The sequence below is a fragment of the Streptomyces sp. NBC_01288 genome, assembly GCF_035982055.1.
GTDB lineage: Bacteria > Actinomycetota > Actinomycetes > Streptomycetales > Streptomycetaceae > Streptomyces.
This window is the reverse complement of the sequence record NZ_CP108427.1, coordinates 613,533-636,884: the sequence shown is the minus strand read 5'-3', so window position 1 is coordinate 636,884 and position 23,352 is coordinate 613,533. Positions and strand designations below refer to the sequence as shown.

Here is a 23,352-nt window from a genome sequence, read left to right as displayed (position 1 = left end):
AGCGGGTCTATAGGCGGGTCCGCTTCCGTGCCGGCCTGGTCGTATCCACCCCGTCGGCTATCAGCCACGTCGGCAACCACCAGGCCGCCGCACACAGGCACACCCCGAGCCAGCCGACGGCGAACAGCCAGCCACCGACGACATCCGTGAACCAGTGCACGCCCAGATACACCCGGGTCAGCCCGACCAGCGCGCCCCAGCAGCCGACGGCCAGGCAGAGCGGGGTTCTGCCGTGCGGGGCGCGCACGGATATCGCGAGGATGACCAGTCCGGCGGTGAGCGCCGCCGTGGTGGTGTGGCCGGAGGGGAAGGACCAACCCGAGGCGTGTCCGGCCCAGTTGCTCAGTGCCGGGCGGGGTCGTGAGATCAGTTCCATCACGCCGTAGCGCAGGCCCTGGCCGGTGGCGAGGCAGGCCGGGGCGAGGGTCGTGGCGAGGAGGCGCTGGCGTGTGGTGCGGCCGGTGAGGAGTCCGGCCAGGATGAGGAGGGCGTACGGGATGACGCCCGTGCCCGTCGCGGTCAGGCCCCGGGCGAACGCCGACGCCACGTCCGGGCGGTGCCCGACGGACCAGGACAGCGCGTCCTCGTCCGTGAACAGCGGAGCGCCCTTGTGCCCGATCACGACCATGCTCAGCACACCGAACGCGGTCCAGGCGCCGAGGCCCACGCTGCCCGCCAGTTCGGCGATGTCCTTGCGGTTCATGACACCAGCAGCGGTCGCAGCCGGGTGGCCGTGATCCGCCGGGTCAGGGACTGCGGCCGTCGCCTCAGCAGCGTCATCGCGCCGAGCGCCAGGAGCGCGCCGACCACCACGCCCGCCACCACGTCGTGCGGATAGTGGACCCCGACCCAGACCCGGGAGGCCGCCATCGCGAGCGCGGCCACGGCGGCGACCGCTCCGAGTCGGCGGGAGACGAAGAACAGGGCGACCGCTGCCGCCGCGGCGATCGTCGCGTGGTTGCTGGGGAAGGACCAGTCGCCCGGTGCCGGGCACGCCTCCAGCGTCACCACGTGCAGGCTCCGGCAGGGTCGGCTCTCCCGCACCGCCGACTTGAGCAGCGAGTCGATGCCGTACGCGGCGACCACGACCACCGGCACGGCCAGCGCCGTCACCGCCGCCTCGGCACCGACCCGGCGCGCCCGCCACCAGCCCATGACCATCAGCACGGCGAACACCACGAGCCCGTACGTCGACCACGCCGAGACCGCGCTGTCCAGCCAACCGGGCGCGTGCTGGGCGGAGTTGACCACATCCGAGTAGGCTTCGCCGTCGATCGACGACCCTTGGAAGGCGACCAGGATCATCCGCGCACCTCCCCGGCCTCGGCGGCGCGGGTGGCCTTGCGGGCGCGGTACACCTCGGCGGCGAGGGGGAGCAGCGACACGACCACGATCAGGGCGACCATGGGCAGCAGGTACTTGTCGACGTTCGGGATCGAGGAACCCAGTGCGTACCCCGCGAGCGTCAGCCCCAGGCTCCACACCAGACCGCCGGCCACCTGCCACAGGGTGAACGTGCGGACCGGCACCCCGAGAGCGCCCGCCATCGGGTTCAGGACCGTCCGCACGACGGGCACGAAGCGGGCCAGTACGACCGCCTTCGCGTAGCCGTACCGCTCCAGCAACTCCTCGGCGCGCCGGGCGCCTTCGTGCAGGCGGGCCGAGCGGCTGCGGGCGAGCAGCGCGCCGCCCGCCTTCCGGCCGAGCAGATACCCGCACTGCGCCCCGGCGAGCGCGCCCACCGCCGCCGCGACCAGCAGGGGCGGCAACGACAGCTTCACGGCTCTGTCGGCGCCGCCGGTGCACAACAGGCCCGCCGTGAACAGCAGGGAGTCGCCGGGCAGGAAGAACCCGATCAGCAGCCCCGTCTCGGCGAACATCACCGCGCCGACGCCCAGCACACCGAAGGCGGCCAGCAGCGACCTGGCGTCCAGCACGTTGACAGCGAGCTGGGAGGCCAGGTCCAGGGGTGTGGTCATCGTCGCGCGCCCTTCCGCCGGTCTGACTACAAACGGTCTGACCGCAAACAGTCTGACTACAAATCTGTAGACGGTCTACTCAACTGTAGACGACCGTGGCGCACGAGAAGTTCCGCACTTTTGCCCGGTCGTTGCCGATTCATGACTGACCGACTACATGCATGTAGTCATGATGGTCCGCGGCGGTAAGGCATGCCTTCGCTAACCAACGTCACGGGGCCGGTACCGGCCGGGGAGGGCTGCTCGACATGTGGGACGACGCGTTTCCGAGCTTTCTGATCGGGCTGAGGGAGGGGCTGGAGGCGGGACTCATCGTCTCGATCCTGGTCGCCACCCTCGTCCGCGCCGACGCCAAGTCCCGGCTGCCGCAGGTGTGGACGGGCGTCCTGGCCGCGATCGCCCTCGCGCTGAGCTTCGGCGCCGTCCTCACCTTCACCGCGGCGAACCTCTCCGCCACGGCCCAGGAAGCCTTCGGCGGTGTCCTCAGCGTGATCGCCGTCGCGTTCGTCACCGCGATGGTGTTCTGGATGCGCCGCTCGGCCCGCACCTTCTCCGGCGAGATCAGGGAGAAGGTGACCGGCGCGCTCGGCATGGGCGCGGGCGTGCTGATGCTCACCTCGTTCCTCGCGGTGGGCCGGGAGGGCCTGGAGACGGCCCTGTTCCTGTGGACCACCGCCCGCGCGGCCGGCGAGTCCGCAGGCCCCCTGACCGGTGCCGGCATCGGTCTCGTCCTCGCGGCGGCCCTGTGCTGGGGCCTGTACCGCCGCGTCCTCAGGATCAACCTGACGAAGTTCTTCACCGCCACCGGTGTCGTCCTCATCGTCATCGCGGCCGGCGTCCTCGGCTACGGCCTGCGCGACCTCCAGGAGGGCGGCGTCCTCCCCGGCCTGACCGCCTACGCCTTCGACCTCAGCGGCAGCGTCGACGCGGGCTCCTGGTACAGCACCCTCATCCAGGGCGTGTTCAACCTGATGCCCACGATGACCTGGCTCCAAGTGGTGGGCTACGCCGGCTATTTGGCAGTGGTGATGCCGCTGTTCGTGCGCGGGGTAAAGGCGAAAGCACCCGAACTCGCGCCTACGGCAATCCGGTTGAGCGAGTCACCCCCGTCATCGCGGCGCCGCCCCGTCTGGGTCGTCCCGGTCGCGGTGGTCGCCGTACCGGCGGTCGTGGCCGGTCTCCTCGTCGCCTTCTCCCGTCCCAAGCCCGCGAGTTCGGAGACGGTGGCCGTCTCCGAGACGCAGTGCGGCAAGGGCTTCACCGCGCCCGACACGGGCCGGCAGACCTTCCAGATGCACAACACCGGTGGCAAGACCGCCGAGGTGTATCTGATCGACCCCGCCACCAACGCGGTCTACGGCGAGGTCGAGGGCCTCGCACCCGGCACCACCCGTGACCTGGTCGCCACCGTCGCGGGCGGCTCGTACGCCTGGCGCTGCGTGCCCACCGGCGCGAAGGCCGTCACCTCCGCCACGGTCCATGTCAGCGGAACGGGAGGCGCGGTGAGGGCGGTCGTCCCCGTCTCCGAGGACGACCTCGCCGTACCCCTCAAGACCTACAAGGTGTACGTCGACCAAGGCCTGGCCACGCTCGTCACCCAGACCCGGCAGCTCAGCGACGACATCGCGGGCAACCACCTCGCCAAGGCGCGCACCGACTGGCTCACCGCGCACCGGACTTACTCCTCTCTCGGCGCGGCCTACGGCACCTTCGAGGGCTTCGACCAGAAGATCAACGGCCGGGCCGACGGGCTGGCCGGGGGAGTCCAGAACAAGGACTTCGCGGGCTTCCACCGCGTCGAGTACGGGTTGTGGCACGGGCAGTCGGCGGCCGAGTTGAAGGTGCCGGCACAGCAACTCGCCATCGCGGTCGTGGGGTTGCGGAAGGCGTTTCCCACTCAGGACTTCGACCCCGGGGACCTGCCGCTGCGGGCCCACGAAATCCTGGAGAACGCCCTCCAGTTCGAGCTCACCGGCGACACCGACGAGGGCAGCGGCACCAACCTCGCGACCGTCGACAGCAACCTCGCCGGCACGCGCGAGCTGCTCACCGTACTCAAGCCGCTCCTCACCAAGGAGTCCCCGAAGCTGCTCCCCGGCGTCGACGCCGACATCGCCCGGCTACAGAAGTTGCTCGACTCGGCTCGCCAGGGCGGCAGTTGGACGCCGGTCGAGCAGTTGGACGGTACGGCGAAGGCTCAACTCGACGGCGCAACCGGGCAGTTGCTGGAAAACCTGGCACCGGTGCCGGACCTGCTGGAGATCAGGAAGTCGGCCTGATGAGCGCGGAGGACAGGCGGGGCGCGGACAGCGCTCGCGGCACCGCGAACACGCAAGGCGACGACGGCACGTGTGGCACCGAGCATCCGCACGGCACCGACGACACGCGCGGTACAGGGGATGCACACGACACCGACGACATGCGCGGCACCGAAAACACCCAGGGCACCGGGAACACCCAAGGTGCCACGAACTTGCAGGGCGACGGAAACACCCGCGGCGCCGACAACACCCGCCGCTCGCAGAGCCCCCTCCCCACCCAGACCCGCCCCACCCAGAACCCCCGCAGTGAAGGGACCCGTCCGATGCAGTCTGCTGAAACCCCGGGCTGTCCGGCCGGAGCCGGTCGTCGCTCCTTCGTGCGGACGGCGCTCGGTGCCGGGGCCGCCGGAGCGGTCCTGGCGGGCGGGGCGTTCGCGCTCGCGGAGACCGGCGGTACGGCTCAGGCGCAGGCCGCGGACGCCACGAACGCCGGCAAGGTGCCCTTCCACGGCACCCACCAGGCCGGCATCCTCACCCCCGCCCCGGCCGCCGCGACCTTCGTCTCCCTCGACGTGATCGCCGACAATCGCGCCGAACTGACCGACCTGCTGCGCACGATCACCGAACGCGCCCGCTTCCTCACCTCCGGCGGCACCCCCGCCGACCTGGGCGTAGGCGCGCCGCCCGCCGACAACGGCATCCTCGGACCGGACGTACCCGCCGACGCCCTCACGGTCACCGTCGGTGTGGGCGCGTCCCTTTTCGACGACCGCTACGGACTCGCCAAGGCCAAGCCGCGCCGGCTGACCCCGATGAAGACCTTCCCGAACGACAACCTGCGCGCCGCCGAGTGCCACGGCGACCTGTCGCTCCAGGTGTGCGGCGCGCGCCAGGACACGGTGCTGCACGCGCTGCGCGACATCGCCCGGCACACCCGGGGCGGCATGCAGATCAAGTGGCGCGTCGACGGCTTCCAGAACACCCCGCGCCCCACCGGCACCCAGCGCAATCTGCTCGGCTTCAAGGACGGCATAGCCAACCCGGACGTCAAGTCCACCCGCGAGACCGACCGGCTGATCTGGGTCGGCGACGGACAGGGCGAACCGGCCTGGGCGAGCGGCGGCAGCTACCAGGTGATCCGGATCATCCGCATGCTCGTCGAGTTCTGGGACCGTGTCTCGCTCAGCGAGCAGGAGCTGATGTTCGGCCGCCGCAAGGACACCGGCGCCCCGCTGGACGGCGCCAAGGAGACGGACATCCCGCACTACGCCAAGGACCCCAAGGGCGCGGCGATCCCGCTCGACGCCCACATCCGCCTCGCCAACCCGCGCACCGCCGCCACGGACACCTCGCGCATCCTGCGCCGCGGCTACAACTACGACCGGGGCATCGACGCCGTCGGCAACCTCGACATGGGTCTGGTCTTCTGCTGCTACCAGCAGGACGTGCACCGGCAGTTCGAGGCCACCCAGACCCGGCTGATCGACGAACCACTCGTCGACTACATCTCTCCGACCGGCGGTGGTTACTTCTACGCGCTGCCGGGCGTGAAGGACGCCAAGGACTGGCTCGGCAGGGGTTTGATGGCGACCTGACCAGGTATTTTCCCTCCCTTTGGGCAAGACCTGCCGTGGTCTTTGCCGACCGTTACTGCGAATGGGTTGCAGGTACGGGAGGATGGCACGAGGTTGCTCGCGGCAACCGCGCAGCCATGCTCGCACCCGTACCTGTACCCGGCAGAAAGGCCCTCCTCGATGACGGCCGCCCCTGAATCCACCTCGACCCTCCCTGTCACGGAAGCGGCTTCGCGGCCTTCGCTCTGGTACCGCGTCCGTACGTCGATGACGCGGCAGGAGTGGACCCGGGTCGGCGGGATGGCCGCCTTCGTGCTGGGGCTGCACGTGATCGGCTGGTTCACGCTCGTGTGGATCGTGGCGCCGGGGCACTACAGCGTCGGCGAGAAGTCCTTCGGCATCGGCATGGGCGTGACCGCGTACACGCTCGGCATGCGGCACGCGTTCGACGCGGACCACATCGCGGCGATCGACAACACGACCCGCAAGCTGATGAGCGAGGGACAGCGCCCGCTGTCGGTGGGCTTCTGGTTCTCCCTCGGCCACTCCAGCATCGTCTTCGGCCTGACCCTTCTGCTCTCCCTGGGCGTGAAGGCCCTGGCCAACCCGGTCCGCGACGACAACTCCCAGCTCCACGACGTCACCGGCCTGATCGGAACGACCGTCTCGGGCACGTTCCTCTACGTCATCGCCGGCATCAACCTCGTCATCATGGCCGGCATCTGGAAGGTGTTCCGCCAGATGCGCTCGGGCCACTACGACGAGGCAGCGCTGGAGGAGCAGCTCAACAACCGCGGCTTCATGAACCGCATCCTCGGCCGCTTCATGAAGTCGATCACCAAGTCCTGGCAGATGTACCCGCTGGGCCTGCTGTTCGGCCTCGGCTTCGACACGGCGACGGAGATCGCGCTGCTGGTGCTCGCGGGCTCGGGCGCCGCGTCCGGCCTGCCCTGGTACGCGATCCTGTGCCTGCCGGTCCTGTTCGCCGCCGGTATGTCGCTGCTCGACACGATCGACGGCACGTTCATGAACTTCGCCTACGGCTGGGCCTTCTCCAAGCCGGTCCGCAAGGTCTACTACAACCTCACGATCACCGGCCTGTCCGTCGCGGTCGCCCTGATCATCGGCACGGTCGAACTCCTGGGCCTGTTCGCGGAGAAGCTCGACCTCCACGGCTTCTTCTGGGACTGGGTAGCAGGCCTCGACCTCAACATCATCGGCTTCCTCATCGTCGGCCTGTTCTTCGCGACCTGGATCGTGGCCCTACTGGTGTGGAAGTTCGGCCGCATCGAGGAGAAGTGGACGGCGAGCCTGGCTCAACCGGCCCAACAGCCTGCGGAATAGCCCCTATTGGGCGGAGTGACGAACCGGACCACTCACGGCCGCACCCCCAACTCCTTCCGCCACTTCACGATCTGCTTCTCCGCATCCCCGGTGTACGACCACGGAGTCGTCGTCGCCCGACGGCCCATCATGGCCAGGATCGGTGTCGAGATGTCCTTCGTGCCCGCGTAACAGGCCGCGTGGGCAAGGTAGTTGAGGTCGCGCAGTTCCCCGGGCGGGAAGGGGCCGTCCTCGCGGGCGGTGATCCAGCGTTGCCAGGTGCGGCGTACGTCGCTGACGGCGCCGTCGTGGGTCCAGTGCTGGCCGAGGCCCACCGCCGCCTGCTGGCCCTGCGCGGCGTCGAGGGCGTAGCGGTACTCCTCGACGCGCGCGTACTGCACCAGCACCGGCAGGGTGCAGCCGGGCGGTGCCACCCCGGCCGCGTCGCGGGCGAAGTCGTACATCAGGCCGTGGCTGCCGTGCCAGCGGGAGGAGTAGTAGTGGAGGACCTGGAGATGGCCCTCGACGCTGTAGGGGTCGCGCCGGTGCAACTCGTCCCACCAGCGGGCGAGTTCCTGGCGTCGTACGCCCGATGGATAGAGACGGGCCACGGAGATCAGGGAGATCCACGGGGTGGGGTCGTCCGGGTACGCCTCCGAGGCCTGGAGGCAGGCCATGACGGCGGCGTCGATACGGTTCCGGTCGATCGGCACGCCCCGGCCCGCCGCGATGGCGATGTTGAACGCGCGGGCCGTCTCCGTCGCCGCGCGCAGCGTGAGCGCGTCGCCGCTGTGCGGCTCGGCGGCCAGCCACGACTCGACCGTCGAACTGCTCGCGCAGGCCTGCGCGAGCGTCCGGACCCGGTGACCCCGGCCGAGCCAGTGCGCGCCGGTGTTCCGCAGCAGGTCCCGCAGACCCTGCCAGCGGCCGATGACGATGTCCTGGCGGGCCGAACTGAGGTACGCGTCCCCGCAGTCGGGGTCGAAGTCGGGGAGGTAGCGGTCTCGCGCCATCGGGGTGCCCCTCAGAAGTCGGTCGGGAGACCCTGATGGACCCGGGACTGTTCGGGCACGAAGTCGTCCGGGACGTAGTCCGTCTCGACGGTGTGCGTCGCGTCGAGGCGTGCGGGGCGGTAGTAGTCGCTGCCCTGCTTCCAGTACCAGAACATGGGGACCAGCCCTACGGCCAGGCCGCCCACGCCGATGGTGATCGCCGCGTCGCTCAGGCTGCTCAGCGACTCGACGAAGATCCAGAACATGAACAGGGCGCCGAACAGCGGCCACAGCCCGCCGAAGAGGAAGTTCGCCGCCGACTTGAACAGCATCTTGCGGTAGGCGACGACCACCGCGAGGCCCGCCAGGCCGTAGTACACGGCGATCTGGAGACCGATCGCCGAGATCGCGTCGTAGAGGATCTCGCCCACCGAACCGAGCGCGTTCGAGGCGATGAACATCACCAGCGCCACCCCGCCGACCACGGTGATGGCGACCCACGGGGTGTTCCAGGTGCGGTGCACCTTGCCCAGCGCGGCCGGCATCGTACGGTCGCGGCCCATCGCGAACAGCGAGCGCGTGACCTGGATGAGGGTGGTCTCCAGGGTCGCGATGGTCGACAGCATCACCGACACGATGAGCAACCTGCCGCCCCAGCCCGGCCACAGCTCGTCACCGAGCACCGCCAGCACGTTGGCCTTGTTGCTCTCGATCTGCCGCGAGGTCAGGATGATGTTCACCGCGATGGTGAACACCTCGAAGAGCAGGAACACGATGCCGACGCCGATCAGGCCCGCGAGTCCGGTCGTACGACGGCTGTTGCGGGTCTCCTCGCTGAGGTTGCTGGTGACGTCCCAGCCCCAGTAGTAGAACGCGGCGATGAGCGCGCCCGACGCGAAGCCGGACACCCCGTCGAAGTGACTGAAGCCCAGCCAGGACCAGTCGAAGGCGCGGGCGTTGTCGGAGTGGACGAGGGCGAACACCGCGAACAGCGCCAGGATGCTCAACTCGACGCCGGACATGAGGAGTTGGGCGCGGACCGTGAGCCGGGCGCCGCCGAGCACCACGAGCAGCATGATCACGAACCACGCGGCGCCCACCACCGTCGACAACGCCGTGTTGTCCGCGAGGCCTTGATCGAAGAGGGACAGGGTCATCGACCCGGCGGGCAGTGACCCGGCGACCATGAAGATGGTCGCGGAGACCACCAGGGCCCAGCCGCTGATGAAGCCCAGAAAGGGGTGCAGGGTGCGGCCCACCCAGGAGTAACTCGCCCCCGCGTTCACGTCGATACGGCCGAGATAGCTGAACGCCAGCGCGATACCCAGCATCGGTATCGCGCAGTAGAGGAGCGCCGCCGGACTGGCCAGCCCCACCGCGCCGACCAGGACCGCCGTGGTCGCGGCCAGCGAGTAGGCCGGGGCGCTGCCCGCCACGGCCATCACCACCGTGTCGAACGTACCGAGGGCGTTGGCCTGTAGCCCTCTGCCCCTGTTGTTGCTCATGGATGCGCTGCTTTCCGTCTTGCACGACGTGGGGGGTTGCGCGAACCGGCCCCGGACCCGGAGATGGGGTGGCCTCGGGTCAGTGGCCGGTCGGAACAACAAATAGGGGGTGGTGGATACCCGTTGAACCGCTGCGTCGGCGGACGGTCACACCGTGTGTGGGTGTGATGATAGCCGTACCTCTTGACCTTTCAAGATTGACCAGCGAGTAATCTCCTGTGAACGGTCAGTCGCCGAGTCGGTCGATCTGCCGCAGTTTGTTGGTCGCGTCGAGGGCGGCGACCTTGTAGGACTCGGCGAGGGTCGGGTAGTTGAAGACCGCGTCCACGAGATAGTCGACCGTGCCGCCGCAGCCCATCACCGACTGGCCGATGTGAATGAGCTCCGTCGCGCCGGTACCGAAGCAGTGCACGCCGAGCAGGGTGCGGTCCGTGGGGGAGACCAGCAGCTTGAGCATGCCGTGCGAGTCGCCGATGATCTGGCCGCGCGCGAGTTCGCGGTAGCGGGAGATCCCGACCTCGAACGGCACGCACTCCTCGGTGAGTTGGTCCTCGGTCTTCCCGATGAAACTGATCTCCGGGATGGTGTAGATGCCGATCGGCTGCCGGTCGTCGATCCGGTGCACCGGCTCACCGCAGGCGTGGTACGCGGCCGTACGGCCCTGTTCCATCGAGGTCGCGGCGAGGGCCGGGAAGCCGATGACGTCGCCGACGGCGTAGATGTGCGGCACCGCGGTGCGGAAGTTCTCGTCGACGTCGATCCGGCCGCGCCGGTCGGCGGACAACCCGGCCTTGTCCAGGTCGAGTTCGTCGGTGAGGCCCTGGCGTCCCGCGGAGTACATCACGGCGTCGGCCGGGATCTTCTTGCCGCTCTCCAGGACGGTCAGCGTGCCGTTGGTGTGCCGCTCGACGGCGGCCACGGTCTCCCCGAAGCGGAAGGTGACGGCGAGGTCCCGCAGGTGGTACTTGAGCGACTCGATGACCTCCAGGTCGCAGAAGTCGAGCATCCCGGCGCGCTTCTCCACCACGGTGATCTTGCTGCCGAGCGCGGCGAACATCGAGGCGTACTCCATGCCGATGACACCCGCGCCGACGATGACCATGGACCGCGGGACCTTGGGCAGGTCGAGGACGTTGTCCGAGTCCATGATGGTCCGCCCGTCGAACTCGACGGTGTCCGGCTGCGCGGGGCGGGTACCGGTGGCGATGACGATGTGCTCCGCGGTCAACAGCCGTTCGTGGCCGGTGATCTCGGTCAACGCGACGGTGTGCGGGTCGACGAAGCGGCCCGTGCCGGCGAACAGGGAGACCTGGTTGCGGGACAACTGGTTGCGGATGACGTCGACTTCACGGCTGACCACGTGCTGCGTGCGCGCGGTGAGGTCGCCGACGGTGATGTCGTCCTTCAGGCGGTAGCTCTGCCCGTACAGATCGCGCTGGGTGAGACCGGTGAGATACAGCACCGCCTCGCGCAGCGTCTTGGAGGGGATGGTCCCGGTGTGGATGGAGACCCCACCGACCATGTCGGGGCGGTCGACGACGGCGACCCGGCGGCCGAGCTTGGCCGCGGCGATGGCGGCCTTCTGGCCACCCGGTCCTGAACCGATGACAAGCATGTCGAAGTCGGGCACCTCCGGAGTCTGTCAGCCGGAGCGCCCTCTCCGAAAGGGTGAACGGGTAACCAGGTGCCGACGAGACGCCTAAGGAAGCAGTTTGTCCAGCGCCGCCGCCCCCTCCGCCTCGATCTTCCGCCGGGCCCACTCCAGATTCTCCGGGGTCACGTCCCGCCCGGCCGCCAGCACCACGTCCTCCGGCGCCACCTCGGTCCCGGTACGGGCGTGCAGCAGGGCATCCGGTGTGGCGCGATCCCCGGGCGGGACGGACGCGCCGGACTCTGACGTCGACATGGGGCCTCCTTCTCGGGACCGGACAGGTCCACCGGCATCGTACGAGTGCCGTGGGTCCCACTCCCACGATTCCCCGCCCGGCTCCTCCCTGCATCCGGAAGAGTGGCCGATCGAGAACCTGAACCCAGGGCCTGCCCGGCGGATCATGTCGCAGACGCGGGGCTCACCGGCGCCGATCAGTTGCTGTTCCTTTTCTGCGACCTGCTCCGCCGGGCAGACCCTAAGCTGGGAACCGGCCCGCGCGGGCCCGAACCAGGGAGGCTGCCGCGATGGTCGAGACCCCGCCCGAGCAGGACACCCCCACCGGACCCGGATATCTGCCCATCGCCGAGCACGGACTGATCGGCGATCTGCGGAGCGTGGCCCTGGTGGGCACGAACGGCACGATCGACTGGTACTGCTGCCCGTCCTTCGACGCCCCGAGCGTCTTCGCCGCGATCCTGGACGCGGAACGCGGCGGCTCCTTCGAGCTGGCCGCCGCCGTGCCCGCGCGCACCAAGCAGTTCTACTTCCCCGACACCAACGTCCTGATCACCCGGTTCTACACCGAGGAGGGCGTCGGCGAGGTCCAGGACTTCATGCCGGTGACCGGGGAGTCGGACGCGTCCGCCCGGCACCGCCTGATCCGGCGCGTGCTGTGCGTGCGCGGCTCGGTGCCGTTCCGGACGCGGGTCGCCCCGAGGTTCGACTACGGCGCCTCGCCGCACACCGCGCGGATGGTCGGCGACGTGGCGCTCTTCGAGTCCGCCGAGAGGTCCCTCGCGCTGACCGCCACCGTCCCCCTGGAGTGCGACGACGTCGACGTGTGGGCCGACTTCAAGCTCGACGAGGGCGAGTCCGAGGTGTTCGCCCTCGACCAGGTCGACGGCGAGGTGACCTCCCGCCCCTGCGCACGGCAGGAGGCCGAGGACGAGTTCGCCTCGACGGTCGCCTACTGGCGCCGCTGGATCTCCCAGTCCCGCTACCGCGGCCGCTGGCGAGAGATGGTCCACCGCTCCGCCCTCACCCTCAAGCTGCTGACCTACGCCCCCACCGGCGCGATCGTCGCCGCCCCCACCACCAGCCTCCCCGAACAGCTCGGCGGCGAGCGCAACTGGGACTACCGCTACGTCTGGATCCGCGACGCCGCCTTCTGCGTCTACGCGCTGCTGCGCCTCGGCTTCACCGGCGAGGCCAAGGCGTTCATGCAGTTCGTGACCCGCTACATCAGCCCCGGCGACGGCAACCCCTCCGGCCCGCTCCAGATCATGTACGGCATCGACGGCCGCACCGAACTCACCGAACGCGAACTCCCGCACCTCGAAGGCCACCAGAAATCCGCCCCGGTCCGCGTCGGCAACGCGGCGTCCGACCAGCTCCAACTCGACATCTACGGCGCCCTGATCGACTCCATCTACCTCTACGACAAGTGGGCCGAGCCGATCTCCAGCGCCCAGTGGGACGACGTGTGCGCCCTGGTCGACTGGGTCTGCGAGAACTGGGACCAGCCCGACGAGGGCGTCTGGGAGACCCGCGGTGGCCGCAAGAACTTCCTCTACTCACGCCTGATGTGCTGGGTCGCGATCGAACGCGCGATCCGCCTCGCCAACCGCCGCGGGCTGCCCGCCAACCTGTCGTACTGGGGCGGCTGCCGCGACACCATCTACCGTCGCATCATGGACCGCGGCTGGTCGGTCAAGCGTCAGGCCTTCGTCCAGTACGAGGGCAGCGACGTCCTCGACGCCGCCCTGTTGATGATGCCGCTGGCGAAGTTCATCGCGCCCACCGACCCCAAGTGGCTCTCCACACTGGACGCGTTGACCGAGGAACTCGTCTCCGACTCCCTCGTCTACCGCTACAACCCGCAGGCCAGCCCCGACGGACTGCGCGGCGACGAGGGCACGTTCTCGATCTGCTCCTTCTGGTACGTCGAGGCCATGGTCCGCGCCGGCCGCGTCGACGAGGCCCGCCTCGCCTTCGAGAAGATGCTCACCTACGCCAACCATCTCGGCCTGTACGCCGAGGAGATCGGCCGTACCGGCGAGCAACAGGGCAATTTCCCCCAGGCGTTCACCCACCTCGCCCTGATCAGCGCCGCGTTCAACCTGGACAAGGCCCTCGGCTGATCCGGCCGGCTTCGTCCGGGCCGCGCAACAAGTGTCACCGAGGTGTCACAGCACACCGAGGCACCACAACTACCGGGGCATGTCTCCTGTCGAACCCGTTGACCGCAACACAATTGATCCACGGGGGAACACATCATGACGAACGTGTCACGCAAGAAGGTCTCCGCCGCCGTCGCGTCCGCGACCTTCCTGCTCCTGGCAGGCGCCGGCATCGTCGCCGCACCCGCCAGCTACGCGGGCGTCCCCGGCGGCACCAGCGCCGTCGACCGCAACAGCGACTTCAACGGGGACGGCTACGACGACGTCCTGATCGGTGCCCCGGACGGCACCGTCGACGGCAAGCAGGGCGCCGGTTACGTCACCGTCCAGTACGGCGCCCCGAACGGCATCGCCACCAACAACACCGTCCCCAAGGGCCACACGGCCGTCATCAGCCAGTCCACGCCCGGCGTCCCCGGCACCTCGGAGACCTACGACTCCTTCGGCCGGGCGATCGCCACCGGTGACGTGAACGGCGACGGCTACGACGACGCGCTGATCGGCGCCCCCGGCGAGGACGAGGGCAGCCTGGAGAACGCCGGCCGCGTCACCGTCCTCTACGGCTCCAAGGCCGGCCTGGGCGCCGAGGCGAACACCTCCTTCACCTCCACCAAGCCCGCGGCGGACGCCCGCTTCGGCCAGTCCGTGGCGGCGGCCCGCTTCACCGGCGCCACCGACGCCGACGAGATGGCCGTCCTGGACGACAACGGCGCCCAGATCTTCGCCTTCCACACCGACATCCTGCACCTGATGGGCACCCTGAACACGACCACGGCCCCCGGCGGCCACCGCATCCAGCCCGCCTACCTCACCACCGGCGACTACGACCGCAACGGCTTCGCCGACCTGGTCGTCTCGGGCTACAGCCCCGACGACGACTACCAGCAGGGCTGGTCGGCCCTCTACGCGGGCGGCGACACCGAGTTGACGTACCGTCAGGACCTGAACGGCGGCCTCGGCACCGCCTCCGGCGACATCAACCACGACGGCTACGACGACCTGGTGGTCGGCCAGCTCAGCAGCGCCGACGACAAGGCGGAGGGGGACGACGGCGGCAAGATCGCCGTCTACTACGGCAGTTCGGAGGGCCCTGCCGGTCCCGCCGACTGGTGGTCGCAGAACTCCCCGGGCGTACCCGGCACTTCGGAGCACGGTGACGCCTGGGGCAACGACCTCTCCGTCGGCGACGTGAACGGCGACGGCTACGCGGACATCGCCGTCGGCGCACCCGGCGAGGACATCGGCACCGTCCAGGACGCGGGCGCCGTATGGCTGTTGCGCGGTTCGGGCAACGGTGTGACCGCGACCGGCGCCCAGTCCTTCGACCAGAACACCGCGAACATCCCCGGCACCGCCGAGGCCGACGACGCCTGGGGCTCCCAGGTCCGGCTGGCGGACACGGACGCTGACGGCCGCAGCGAACTGGTCGCCTCCGCACCCGGCGAGAACGCCGGTGACGGCTATGTCTGGTTGCTCCCGGCCGGCCCCAAGGGCCTGCTCGCCGACGGCTCTTCGCTCTACAGCGCGGCCGACCTCGGCGGCGCGGCCAAGGGGGCGGGCTTCGGGTCGGCGATCGACGAGTAAGCCTTCGGCGACTGAGGGGAAGCAGTGTGACAGCGCCCGTATTGGCTCGGCGGCCGGTGCGGGCGCTGCCCGTCAACCGGGTTGGTCACAGGGCCTGTTCGGCCCAGATGACCTTGCCCGCCGGGGTGTACCTGGTGCCCCAGCGTTCTGAGAGCTGGGCCACCAGGAACAGGCCCCGGCCGCCCTCGTCCGTCATCGCCGCGTACCGCAGGTGTGGTGACGTGGTGCTGCCGTCGTAGACCTCGCAGATGAGGGTGCGGTCGCGCAGCAGGCGGACGCGGACGGGGTCGTTGCCGTAGCGGATCGCGTTGGTGACCAGTTCGCTGAGGATGAGTTCGGTGGTGAACGTCAGCTCGTCCAGGCCCCAGTGGGTGAGCTGACGGGTGACCGAGGCGCGCATGTCGGCGACGGCGGCCGGGTCGGACGGGACGCGCCACTCGGCGATGCGGTCGGCGCCCAGGGCGCGGGTGCGGGCGACGATCAGGGCGATGTCGTCGCTCGGGCGTACCGACAACTCCGAGTCGAGGACGGCCCGGCAGGTGTCCTCGGGGGAGTCGCCGGAGCCGGTGAGCGCGGTGCGCAGCATCTCCAGGCCGACGTCGATGTCGCGCTCCCGGTCCTCGACCAGGCCGTCCGTGTACAGGACCAGCCGGGTGCCCTCGGCCAGCTCCAACTCGGCCGTCTCGAAAGGGAGTCCGCCGAGTCCGAGCGGGGGACCGGCGGGGACGTCCGGGAACTCGACGGTGCCGTCCGGCAGGATGAGGGCGGGCGGGGGATGGCCGGCGCGGGCGACGGTGCAGCGCAGGGTCACCGGGTCGTAGATCGCGTACAGGCAGGTCGCTCCGGTGACCGGGGCGACGCTGTCCTCGGTCGTCTCGTCCTGGTCGATGCGGCCCACCAACTCGTCGAGCAGGCCCAGGAGTTCGTCCGGGGGAAGATCCAGCGCGGAGAAGTTGTGGACCGCCGTGCGCAGCCGCCCCATGGTGGCCGCGGCGTGCAGACCGTGTCCCACGACATCGCCGACGACCAGGGCGACCCGGGCACCGGACAACGGCAGGACGTCGAACCAGTCGCCGCCGACCCCGGACTTCGCGGGGAGATAACGGTAGGCGACGTCGAGGGCGGTCTGTGCGGGCAGCCGGCGGGGCAGCAGACTGCGCTGGAGGGTCACCGCCATGCCGTGTTCGCGGGTGTAGCGGCGGGAGTTGTCGATGGACACGGCCGCGCGGGCGACCAACTCCTCGGCGAGGGCCAGCTCCTCCGTGTCGAACGGCTCCGGCTTGTCGGAGCGCCAGAAGTTCACCACGCCGAGGATGAGGGCACCGGCCCGCAGCGGCACGGTGATCAGCGAGTGGATGCCGTACTCGACGACCTGCGCGGTGCGTTCGGGGTCCTGGGTGAGCCAGCCGGGGGCGTCGCTCAGCCGGGGTTCGACGACTGCCTCGCCGGTGTCGAGGCTGCGTGCCTGCGGGGAGGACGCGATGAACTGGATCTGCTTGCCGACCGGATAGAGCGGGGCGTCGTCCCGGACCCCGGTGTTGGCCGTGCGGCGCAGCTCGGTCCCGGGCTGGGGTTCCTCGCCGCCGAGTACGGCGTCGTAGAGGTCGACCGTGACGAAGTCCGCGAAGCGGGGGACGGCCAGTTCGGCGAGTTCCTCGGCGGTGCGGGTGACGTCCAGGCTGGTGCCGATGCCCACTCCGGCGTCGTAGAGCATGTTGAGGCGTTCGCGGGTGACCTCGGCGCGGCCGGAGAGGGCGCGGAGTTCGGTGGAGTCGCGCAGTGTGGTGACGCTGCCGGCCGGGCCGCCCTTGAGGTCGGTGGGGCGCTGGTTGACGGCGAGCAGGCGGTCGCCGACCCGGTGCACCTCGTCCGTCGCGACCCGCGCGGAGGCCAGCAGCGCGGTCATGTCGGCGTCGAGTCCGAGGTCGAGGACCAGGCGCCCCTCGGCGTTCCCGGGCAGGTCGAGCAGTTGGCGTGCCTCGTCGTTCGCGAGGAGGAGCCGGCCTTCGCCGCCGACGATGATCACGCCCTCCCGTACGGCGTGCAGCACCGCGTCGTGGTGCTCGTACATCCGGGTCATCTCGTGCGGGCCCAGGCCATGGGTCTGGTGCTGGAGACGTCTGGTGACCAGGGCCGTGCCCCCGAGGGCGAGGATGAGCGCCACCCCGGCGGCGGTCAGCAGGAGCGGCAGCTGCTGGTCGGCGGCGCCGCCGACGTTCGCCTTCGTCACCCCGGCCGACACCAGACCCACGACCTTGCCGCCGTCGTCCCGGACCGGGACCACGGCCTGCACCAGCGGTCCGATGGTGCCGGTGAGCTCCTCGGTGACGACGTGCCCGGCGAGCGCGGGGGCGATGTCCCCGACGAACTTCTTGCCGATGCGGTCCGGCTTGGGATGGGTGTAGCGGATCCCCTCGGTGTTCATCACCACGATGAAGTCGACCTTGGACGACTTGCGCGCGGCCTCGGCGCGCGGCTGGAGGATCGCCGTGGGGTCCGCGCCGCGCAGGGCCGCGACCGTGCCCGGCGCGTTGGCGAAGGTCTCGGCGACGGCCACCGACCGGTTGCGGGCCTCCTGGGTGCTGTCGTGCCGCACCTGGAGCACCTGCGCCACCACGGCCGACACGACCAGCAGCAGCACGATCACCAGTTGCAGCATGAACACCTGCCCGGCGACGCTGCGGCCGCCCAGCTTCCCGCCCAGCGGCACTCGCCGGTGTTCGCGCGTCCGACGGGCACGGTCGTGCGGGCGCTGCGCGCGCAGACCGTCGGGGCGGTGGGTCGACCGGGCCCCGGGCCGACCCGTCAGGCGGACCATGTGCCCATGTCTACACTGCCCGACCTCAGGAGGCGAGGGGCGTCACCGGCGGTGACAGGCCGTGGCCGGCCGGGGGTCACGGGTGCCGTCCGGGCTTGGCGCGGCGGGCGGCGAGCAGCAGCGCGATGTCGTCCGGGCGGTCGGCCGCGTGCCGGGCCGTCGCGGTGAGCCGATCGGCGACACCGCCCAGGCCACCCCCGCCGGGCCGCGCGGCGGGCCCGCCCGCCTTCGCGAGGGCGACGCGCAGGGCGGCGATGCCGTCGTCGATGTCGACACCTGGCCGCTCGACCAGACCGTCGGTGTAGAGCGCGAGGATGGAGTCGGGCTCCAGTTGCAGCTCCGCGACCGGGTACTGGGCGTGCGGGTCCACCCCGAGGACTACGCCTCCGGGTATGTCCCAGACGCGGGTGCGGCCGTCCGGGGTACGGATCAGCGGCGGCGGATGCCCGGCCCGCGCGACCCGGACCAGCCCGCTCGCGGGGTCGAGGCGCAGGTAGCAGCAGCTCGCGAACTGCCCGGGGTCGAGGTCGATGAGGAGATGGTTCGTGCCGCTCATCACCTCGTCGGGCGGCCGGTCACCGAGCGCGAACGCCCTTACGGCGCTGCGGAGTTGACCCATGGTGGCGGCGGCCTGGACGCCGTGCCCCTGCACATCCCCGATGACCAGGGCGAGACCGTCACCGGCTTCCACCACGTCGTACCAGTCGCCGCCCACCTCCATGCCCTGGGTGCCCGGCAGATAGCGCCCCGCGGTCTCCACCTGCGGGTGGGCGGAGAGCCGGCGGGGGAGGAGGGCCTGCTGGAGGCCGCGGGCGAGGGCGGCCTCGGAGTCGTAGCGCTGGGCCTTCTCCATCGCATGGGCGATCAGCCCGGCGAGGGCGGTGAGCACCGCGCGCTCCTCGCCGCTGAAGCTGCGGGACCGGTCGAAGCCCAGGATGGCCGAGCCGACCGGGCGGCCGGACGCGATCAGCGGCAGGAACGCGCGGGCGCCCTCCTCCGCGTCCAGGGGGATGCCCGGGTAGGCGTCCGCCAGCTGCTGCATGGAGTCGAAGAAGAGCGGGCGTCCGGTGGTGAGCGTCTCGACGCCGGGCAGCCGGGTGTCGAGACCGACCCCGTCGAACGGGGCGAGGAAACCCTGCGGGAAGCCGGTCTCCCAGGCCAGGTACAGATGCCGTTCCTGGAGCAGATAGATCGCGAGGCGCCGGCCGCCGAACGCGGGCAGCAGCTCCTTCATGACCACCGCGGACACCTGGCGGGCGGTGACCGCCTCCGTCAGCGCGATGGCGAGCACGATCGGCCGGTACAGCGGAGCCAACGAGGTGACGCCGTTGTCCGGACCACCGTCGCCGTCCGCGCGCACGGGCACCAGCGGCAACGGCGGCCCCGACACCCGGGTCGAGGGGGCGACCGTGCACGTCAGCCGGTCCTGGCCCGGATGGACGGCCATCGCCAGCCAGTCGCTCCCGTACGGCTCCTGCCCCTCCTCCCGCTCGTCCGGGCGCCGGACGTGGAAGTGCACCGGCCCCAGCGACAGCAGGGCGCCGCGCAGCTGGTCCTCGCAGCCGATCTGGTTCAGCCAGGGCACGCCCTCCCACAGCGGGCGGCCCAGCAGCTCCTCGCGCGGCCGGCCCAGCAGCTGGGCGGCGCGCGGATTGGCGTAGGTGACCAGCCCCAGCCGGTCCAGGCAGAACACGCCGTCCGGCAGCAGATCGGCCACGCTGTCGGCCATCGGCGCGGAGCCCGGGTCGATGACGACACCGCTGACCGGGTACCCGCCGTCCGGCGGGACGGGCCCCGTGGCGGGCGTCCACAGATCCAGCAGCCGGACCGAACCGTCCGCCGCCCGCACGCGCAGGGGAAGCGGCGGGGGCTTCCCGGCGGCCGTGGCCCGCAGCGCGGCCATGACCTGGTACGTGTCGCCCGGCGCCACGACGTCCGCGAGCGCCTGCGCCGTGCCGGGGAACTCCGCGGGCTCCACCCCCAGCAGAGCGTGCAGGGAGCAGTCGCCGGTCACGGCCGCGGTCTTCGGATCCCACGCGAACCGTGCCATGCGGCCCTCGGGGCGATGCGTGGCGGCCGTCCGGACGCACACGGGCTCGCCGTCCCAGGCGACGTACGGACCGTCCTCGTCCTTGTGCTCGTCCTCCAGCTCGGCCAGCGCCCTGCCCAGCTCCTCGGCCAGCCGGGTCATCCGGTCCAGCCCGGACAGCACCTCGGTGGCGTCCGCGGCGGAAGGCCGCAGCACGGTCAGCACGCCGTACGTCGTCGAACCGCCGATGACGGGGACGTACAGGGACCCGAACTGGAACGGCAGGCTCGCGGCGAACTGCGGATAGCGGCGCATGGTCTCGGTGGCGTTCGGCAGGACCACGTGGACGCCGAGCCGGTAGGCGTCGGCGACGGGGAACTTGCTGTCGACGTGCAGCCGTCCCCAGGGCCGGAACAGCGGCCCGGGCAGCCCCGCCAGCACGCCGAGACGCAGCAGTCCGGGCGTGCTCGACCGCAGGTAGACGCCACCGGAGTGGCCGCCGGCCGCGTCGATCGCCTCCGTCGAGGCGTCGATGAGCAGCTCGGCGAGCCGTCCGGGCGTCCCCTTCTCGCGCTCGGCACTCCCAGTCATCGGGGCTCTACCTCGTCCTTGTGGCGCCGGGTGGGTGACACAGCAAGAATGCGCCAGGACGCGGCCCGGGTCACCTGGGCGGACGGGATGGGCTGGAGAGACACAGGTATCGCCGGTCCGTCGGGGTCTGATGAAGTGATCAAGAGTGACTCAAGTGTGGGTGGGGTCGGGTGCGGGGTGCCGCCGGCGGTGTTGCCGGCTGTTCGGCCGGTGTCGTCGGCTCATGGCGAGGGCCCCTCGGCGTGGGTGCGGAGGGGCGTTTCGCGGGTCAGGCGACGGGCGTGGGTTGACCGAGGGTGGTGCTGCGGTTGCCGTACGGGAGCGTGTTCTTCGCGTGCGGTGTGTCGCGCTGAGTGTCGCGTACGTCGAGGTCTACGGCCCCTGCGTGGTCGGTGCGCCCATGACCGGTCGTCCGGAACCCGGTGGACCTGTCGGTCGTCGACGATTCCACCGGGGCACGGTCGTGCGTCGTCCGGCCGGTGCGCTCGGGTACGGCGAGCGTTCTTCCGGCGGACCGGGGTGTGGCCATGGGGCTGAGCCCTTTCGGATCGACGCGATAAGTAGGCAGGCAGGAAAAGGGAGTTGAGGTCCGACCCGCGTCAGCGATCGGTCCTCGACCCATGGCGTTCAGGATGGCGCAAACTATGCCTCGCGCGGGGCGAATTCGATCTGTTGCCCTCGCCGGAAATGACCGGCCTGCTTCCGATTCGCCGACCATGGCGGCGTCTCCGGCACGGGAACCGCACCGCACAGCCCCCGCCCACCCCACCCACACCCCGATTGTTAGCCTCGGTCATGGCCAGTTTCCCTTTCCCCGTGCCCCGTCACGGTTCGCGATGAGTACGGTCGCCGCCGCCTCCTTCCCGCTCGGCGCCGGGACGACGCTCGCCGAGCTCGCTCAGGACCCGCACGCGCGGCTGGCGCGGCTTCGGGAGAGTGAACCCGTGTCCTGGCTGCCGGAGTTGGACGGGTGGCTGGTGACCCGGCGGGATCTCGCGTTGGGTGTGATGCGGGACGCGGCCACGTTCACCGTGGACGACCCGCGCTTCTCCACCGCTCAGGTAGTCGGCCCGAGCATGCTGTCGCTCGACGGGGAGCGGCACGCCCGTCACCGTGAGCCCTTCACCGCGCCGTTCCGCCCGCGCGAAGTACGGGACGGCTTCGCCTCGTTCATCGAGCGTGAGACCGACCGGCTCGTCACCGCGCTGCGACCGGCGGGCGCCGGTGAACTGCGGCGCGCCTTCGCGGGGCCGCTCGCGGTCGCCGTCGTGACCGAGGCACTCGGGCTGACCGGCACCACCCCGGACACGGTCCTCTCCTGGTACGACGCGATCGTGCGGGCGGTCTCGGACATCACCGCGGGCCACGAAGCGGGAGCCGCCGGCACCAAGGCGTACGCGGAACTGCGCGCCGCCGTCGAAGCCACCGTCGCCGACCGGGGTGGAGCCTCACTCCTCGGTTCCGCCGCCGGACAACTCACACTCCCCGAAGTCGCTTCCAACGCCGCCGTGTTGATGTTCGGCGGCATCGAGACGACCGAGGCGATGATCACCAACGCGCTGCTGCATCTGCTCCGACACCCGGACCAACTCGCCCTCGTCCAGGCCGACATGAGCCTGCTCGACGGAGCGATCGAGGAGTCGCTGCGCCTCGAACCCGGCGCCGCCGTCGTGGACCGCTACGCCACCCGGGACACCGTCCTCGGCGAGGCCGCGATCCGGGAGGGCGACCTGGTCACCGTCTCCCTCACCGGAGCCAACCGCGACCCGGCCGTCTTCCCCGACCCCGACCGCTTCGACGTCCGCCGCGAGAACGCCCGCCTCCAACTCGCCTTCGCCCACGGCCCGCACTACTGCCTCGCCGCCCACCTCGCCCGCCTGGAGACCCGCATCGCCCTCCAGCACCTCCTCGAACGCCTCCCCGCCCTACGCCTCGACCCGGACCGCCCCACCGCCCCGCACGGCCTGGTCTTCCGCAAGCCGCCGACCCTGCACGTGCTGTGGGACGCCACGACGTGATGCCGAGCCGAGCCCTCCGAGGGTGACGTTCCGTCAGGTTCCTTCAGTCGCGGCCCACTTGGCGCTCCATGACGTCCACCAACCGCCCCAGCGCACTCAGCACCTGCTCCCGGTCCTCACCCAGCCCCGCCAACAACTGCACCTCGGCGGAGAGTTGGCGCGGGAACAGATCGTCCACGGCCTTCGCCCCGGCCGGTGTGATGGTCACCAGTGCGGCACGCCGGTCGGCCGGGTTCGGGGTGCGGGCGATGAAACCGCGCTTCTCCAGCTTGCCCAGGGCCTTGCTGACGCCCGCACGGGACAGACCGAGCCATTCGGCTAGGCGGCGGGCGATCACCGGGTCGGTGGCGTGCCGTAGGGGGATCAGCATGTCGACCTCGGGGGCGGTGAGCTCGGCGCCCGCGTAGAGGGGCTCGACCGCCCGGTTCAGGAGCCCGGTGGCGTGCTTGAGCAGGCCGATCAGCTCCATGGGGGAGGTGTCGAGGCCGGGATTGTGCTCGGTCCACTGTGCGCGGACATCGGCGGGGGAGGGCGACATGCGGCTCGTCTTCTCACTTTCTGGACAGGGCCTCGGTAGGCCTTCGTGGGCCTTCGCAGACCCGATCCGCAGGCTTTCATGGGTCTTCAC

17 protein-coding genes are annotated in these 23,352 nt (G+C 70.6%); 6 read left to right on the top strand and 11 right to left on the bottom strand.

The annotated features are described in order from the left end of the window. Nucleotides 1–7: 7 nt before the first annotated feature. Genes OG194_RS02930 through OG194_RS02920 form a run of 3 tightly spaced genes read right to left on the bottom strand, consistent with a single transcriptional unit; the run spans nt 8 to nt 1,979 of the window. A complete protein-coding gene (locus OG194_RS02930) occupies nt 8–703 on the bottom strand; it encodes a phosphatase PAP2 family protein (protein ID WP_327399225.1) in 696 nt (231 codons plus the stop codon). Beyond that, nucleotides 700–1,305, bottom strand: a complete 606-nt coding sequence (locus OG194_RS02925) for a phosphatase PAP2 family protein (RefSeq protein WP_442811482.1) — start codon at nt 1,303–1,305, stop codon at nt 700–702. Before OG194_RS02925 ends, OG194_RS02930 begins: the two co-directional genes overlap by 4 nt. After that, on the bottom strand, nt 1,302–1,979 hold the full coding sequence (locus tag OG194_RS02920; RefSeq protein ID WP_327399223.1) for a DedA family protein: 678 nt from the start codon (nt 1,977–1,979) through the stop codon (nt 1,302–1,304). Before OG194_RS02920 ends, OG194_RS02925 begins: the two co-directional genes overlap by 4 nt. A 248-nt stretch (nt 1,980–2,227) precedes the next feature. Here OG194_RS02920 and efeU point away from each other — a divergent pair, with 248 nt between their 5' ends. The 3 genes from efeU (at nt 2,228) to OG194_RS02905 (ending at nt 7,158) form a co-directional block, all read left to right on the top strand. Next, the gene (gene efeU / locus OG194_RS02915; protein ID WP_327399222.1) at nt 2,228–4,258 is read left to right on the top strand and encodes an iron uptake transporter permease EfeU; all 2,031 of its coding nucleotides are present in this window, start codon (nt 2,228–2,230) and stop codon (nt 4,256–4,258) included. Between the two features lie 305 nt (nt 4,259–4,563). Beyond that, nucleotides 4,564–5,835 carry an iron uptake transporter deferrochelatase/peroxidase subunit gene (gene efeB, locus OG194_RS02910; RefSeq protein WP_327406962.1) on the top strand — a complete coding sequence of 424 codons (1,272 nt, stop codon included), beginning with the start codon at nt 4,564–4,566 and terminating at the stop codon, nt 5,833–5,835. Nucleotides 5,836–5,994: 159 nt separating this feature from the next. After that, nucleotides 5,995–7,158 (top strand): HoxN/HupN/NixA family nickel/cobalt transporter, encoded by a 1,164-nt coding sequence (locus OG194_RS02905; protein WP_327399221.1) that lies wholly within the window; start codon nt 5,995–5,997, stop codon nt 7,156–7,158. Between the two features lie 32 nt (nt 7,159–7,190). Here OG194_RS02905 and OG194_RS02900 read toward each other — a convergent pair whose 3' ends face one another. The 4 genes from OG194_RS02900 to OG194_RS02885 form a co-directional block, all read right to left on the bottom strand. Beyond that, nucleotides 7,191–8,150 carry a hypothetical protein gene (locus OG194_RS02900; protein ID WP_327399220.1) on the bottom strand — a complete coding sequence of 320 codons (960 nt, stop codon included), beginning with the start codon at nt 8,148–8,150 and terminating at the stop codon, nt 7,191–7,193. 11 nt (nt 8,151–8,161) lie between these two features. Then, nucleotides 8,162–9,634: an APC family permease gene (locus OG194_RS02895; RefSeq protein ID WP_327399219.1), complete on the bottom strand. Its 1,473-nt coding sequence runs from the start codon at nt 9,632–9,634 to the stop codon at nt 8,162–8,164. Nucleotides 9,635–9,860: 226 nt separating this feature from the next. Next, a complete protein-coding gene (sthA, locus tag OG194_RS02890) occupies nt 9,861–11,264 on the bottom strand; it encodes a Si-specific NAD(P)(+) transhydrogenase (RefSeq protein WP_327399218.1) in 1,404 nt (467 codons plus the stop codon). A gap of 69 nt (nt 11,265–11,333) precedes the next feature. Then, a complete protein-coding gene (locus OG194_RS02885) occupies nt 11,334–11,540 on the bottom strand; it encodes a hypothetical protein (RefSeq protein ID WP_327399217.1) in 207 nt (68 codons plus the stop codon). A gap of 269 nt (nt 11,541–11,809) precedes the next feature. On the opposite strand from OG194_RS02885, the gene OG194_RS02880 reads away from it, so the two are divergent. Together OG194_RS02880 and OG194_RS02875 are read left to right on the top strand one after the other, a co-directional pair. After that, nucleotides 11,810–13,645, top strand: a complete 1,836-nt coding sequence (locus tag OG194_RS02880) for a glycoside hydrolase family 15 protein (RefSeq protein WP_327399216.1) — start codon at nt 11,810–11,812, stop codon at nt 13,643–13,645. 135 nt (nt 13,646–13,780) lie between these two features. Further along, the gene (locus OG194_RS02875; protein WP_327399215.1) at nt 13,781–15,268 is read left to right on the top strand and encodes an esterase; all 1,488 of its coding nucleotides are present in this window, start codon (nt 13,781–13,783) and stop codon (nt 15,266–15,268) included. 85 nt (nt 15,269–15,353) lie between these two features. Here OG194_RS02875 and OG194_RS02870 read toward each other — a convergent pair whose 3' ends face one another. The 3 genes from OG194_RS02870 to OG194_RS02860 all read right to left on the bottom strand — a co-directional run bounded on the left by OG194_RS02870 (nt 15,354) and on the right by OG194_RS02860 (nt 21,235). Further along, the gene (locus OG194_RS02870) at nt 15,354–18,086 is read right to left on the bottom strand and encodes a SpoIIE family protein phosphatase (RefSeq protein ID WP_327399214.1); all 2,733 of its coding nucleotides are present in this window, start codon (nt 18,084–18,086) and stop codon (nt 15,354–15,356) included. Nucleotides 18,087–18,162: 76 nt separating this feature from the next. Then, nucleotides 18,163–20,706, bottom strand: coding sequence for a SpoIIE family protein phosphatase (locus tag OG194_RS02865; protein WP_327399213.1), 2,544 nt, complete (start codon nt 20,704–20,706; stop codon nt 18,163–18,165). Between the two features lie 268 nt (nt 20,707–20,974). Then, nucleotides 20,975–21,235, bottom strand: a complete 261-nt coding sequence (locus OG194_RS02860; protein WP_327399212.1) for a hypothetical protein — start codon at nt 21,233–21,235, stop codon at nt 20,975–20,977. 307 nt (nt 21,236–21,542) lie between these two features. Here OG194_RS02860 and OG194_RS02855 point away from each other — a divergent pair, with 307 nt between their 5' ends. After that, a complete protein-coding gene (locus OG194_RS02855) occupies nt 21,543–22,724 on the top strand; it encodes a cytochrome P450 (protein ID WP_327399211.1) in 1,182 nt (393 codons plus the stop codon). A gap of 43 nt (nt 22,725–22,767) precedes the next feature. On the opposite strand, the gene OG194_RS02850 is transcribed toward OG194_RS02855, so the two are convergent. Next, nucleotides 22,768–23,262 (bottom strand): MarR family winged helix-turn-helix transcriptional regulator, encoded by a 495-nt coding sequence (locus OG194_RS02850; RefSeq protein WP_327399210.1) that lies wholly within the window; start codon nt 23,260–23,262, stop codon nt 22,768–22,770. Between the last annotated feature and the right edge of the window lie 90 nt (nt 23,263–23,352).

Bases quoted from the DNA above. Each gene is read 5' to 3' on its own strand.
- OG194_RS02930 (WP_327399225.1), bottom strand. From the start codon at position 703: ATGAACCGCAAGGACATCGCCGAACTGGCGGGCAGCGTGGGCCTCGGC.
- OG194_RS02925 (WP_442811482.1), bottom strand. From the start codon at position 1,305: ATGATCCTGGTCGCCTTCCAAGGGTCGTCGATCGACGGCGAAGCCTAC.
- OG194_RS02920 (WP_327399223.1), bottom strand. From the start codon at position 1,979: ATGACCACACCCCTGGACCTGGCCTCCCAGCTCGCTGTCAACGTGCTG.
- efeU (WP_327399222.1), top strand. From the start codon at position 2,228: ATGTGGGACGACGCGTTTCCGAGCTTTCTGATCGGGCTGAGGGAGGGG.
- efeB (WP_327406962.1), top strand. From the start codon at position 4,564: ATGCAGTCTGCTGAAACCCCGGGCTGTCCGGCCGGAGCCGGTCGTCGC.
- OG194_RS02905 (WP_327399221.1), top strand. From the start codon at position 5,995: ATGACGGCCGCCCCTGAATCCACCTCGACCCTCCCTGTCACGGAAGCG.
- OG194_RS02900 (WP_327399220.1), bottom strand. From the start codon at position 8,150: ATGGCGCGAGACCGCTACCTCCCCGACTTCGACCCCGACTGCGGGGAC.
- OG194_RS02895 (WP_327399219.1), bottom strand. From the start codon at position 9,634: ATGAGCAACAACAGGGGCAGAGGGCTACAGGCCAACGCCCTCGGTACG.
- OG194_RS02885 (WP_327399217.1), bottom strand. From the start codon at position 11,540: ATGTCGACGTCAGAGTCCGGCGCGTCCGTCCCGCCCGGGGATCGCGCC.
- OG194_RS02880 (WP_327399216.1), top strand. From the start codon at position 11,810: ATGGTCGAGACCCCGCCCGAGCAGGACACCCCCACCGGACCCGGATAT.
- OG194_RS02875 (WP_327399215.1), top strand. From the start codon at position 13,781: ATGACGAACGTGTCACGCAAGAAGGTCTCCGCCGCCGTCGCGTCCGCG.
- OG194_RS02870 (WP_327399214.1), bottom strand. From the start codon at position 18,086: ATGGTCCGCCTGACGGGTCGGCCCGGGGCCCGGTCGACCCACCGCCCC.
- OG194_RS02865 (WP_327399213.1), bottom strand. From the start codon at position 20,706: ATGACTGGGAGTGCCGAGCGCGAGAAGGGGACGCCCGGACGGCTCGCC.
- OG194_RS02860 (WP_327399212.1), bottom strand. From the start codon at position 21,235: ATGGCCACACCCCGGTCCGCCGGAAGAACGCTCGCCGTACCCGAGCGC.
- OG194_RS02855 (WP_327399211.1), top strand. From the start codon at position 21,543: ATGAGTACGGTCGCCGCCGCCTCCTTCCCGCTCGGCGCCGGGACGACG.
- OG194_RS02850 (WP_327399210.1), bottom strand. From the start codon at position 23,262: ATGTCGCCCTCCCCCGCCGATGTCCGCGCACAGTGGACCGAGCACAAT.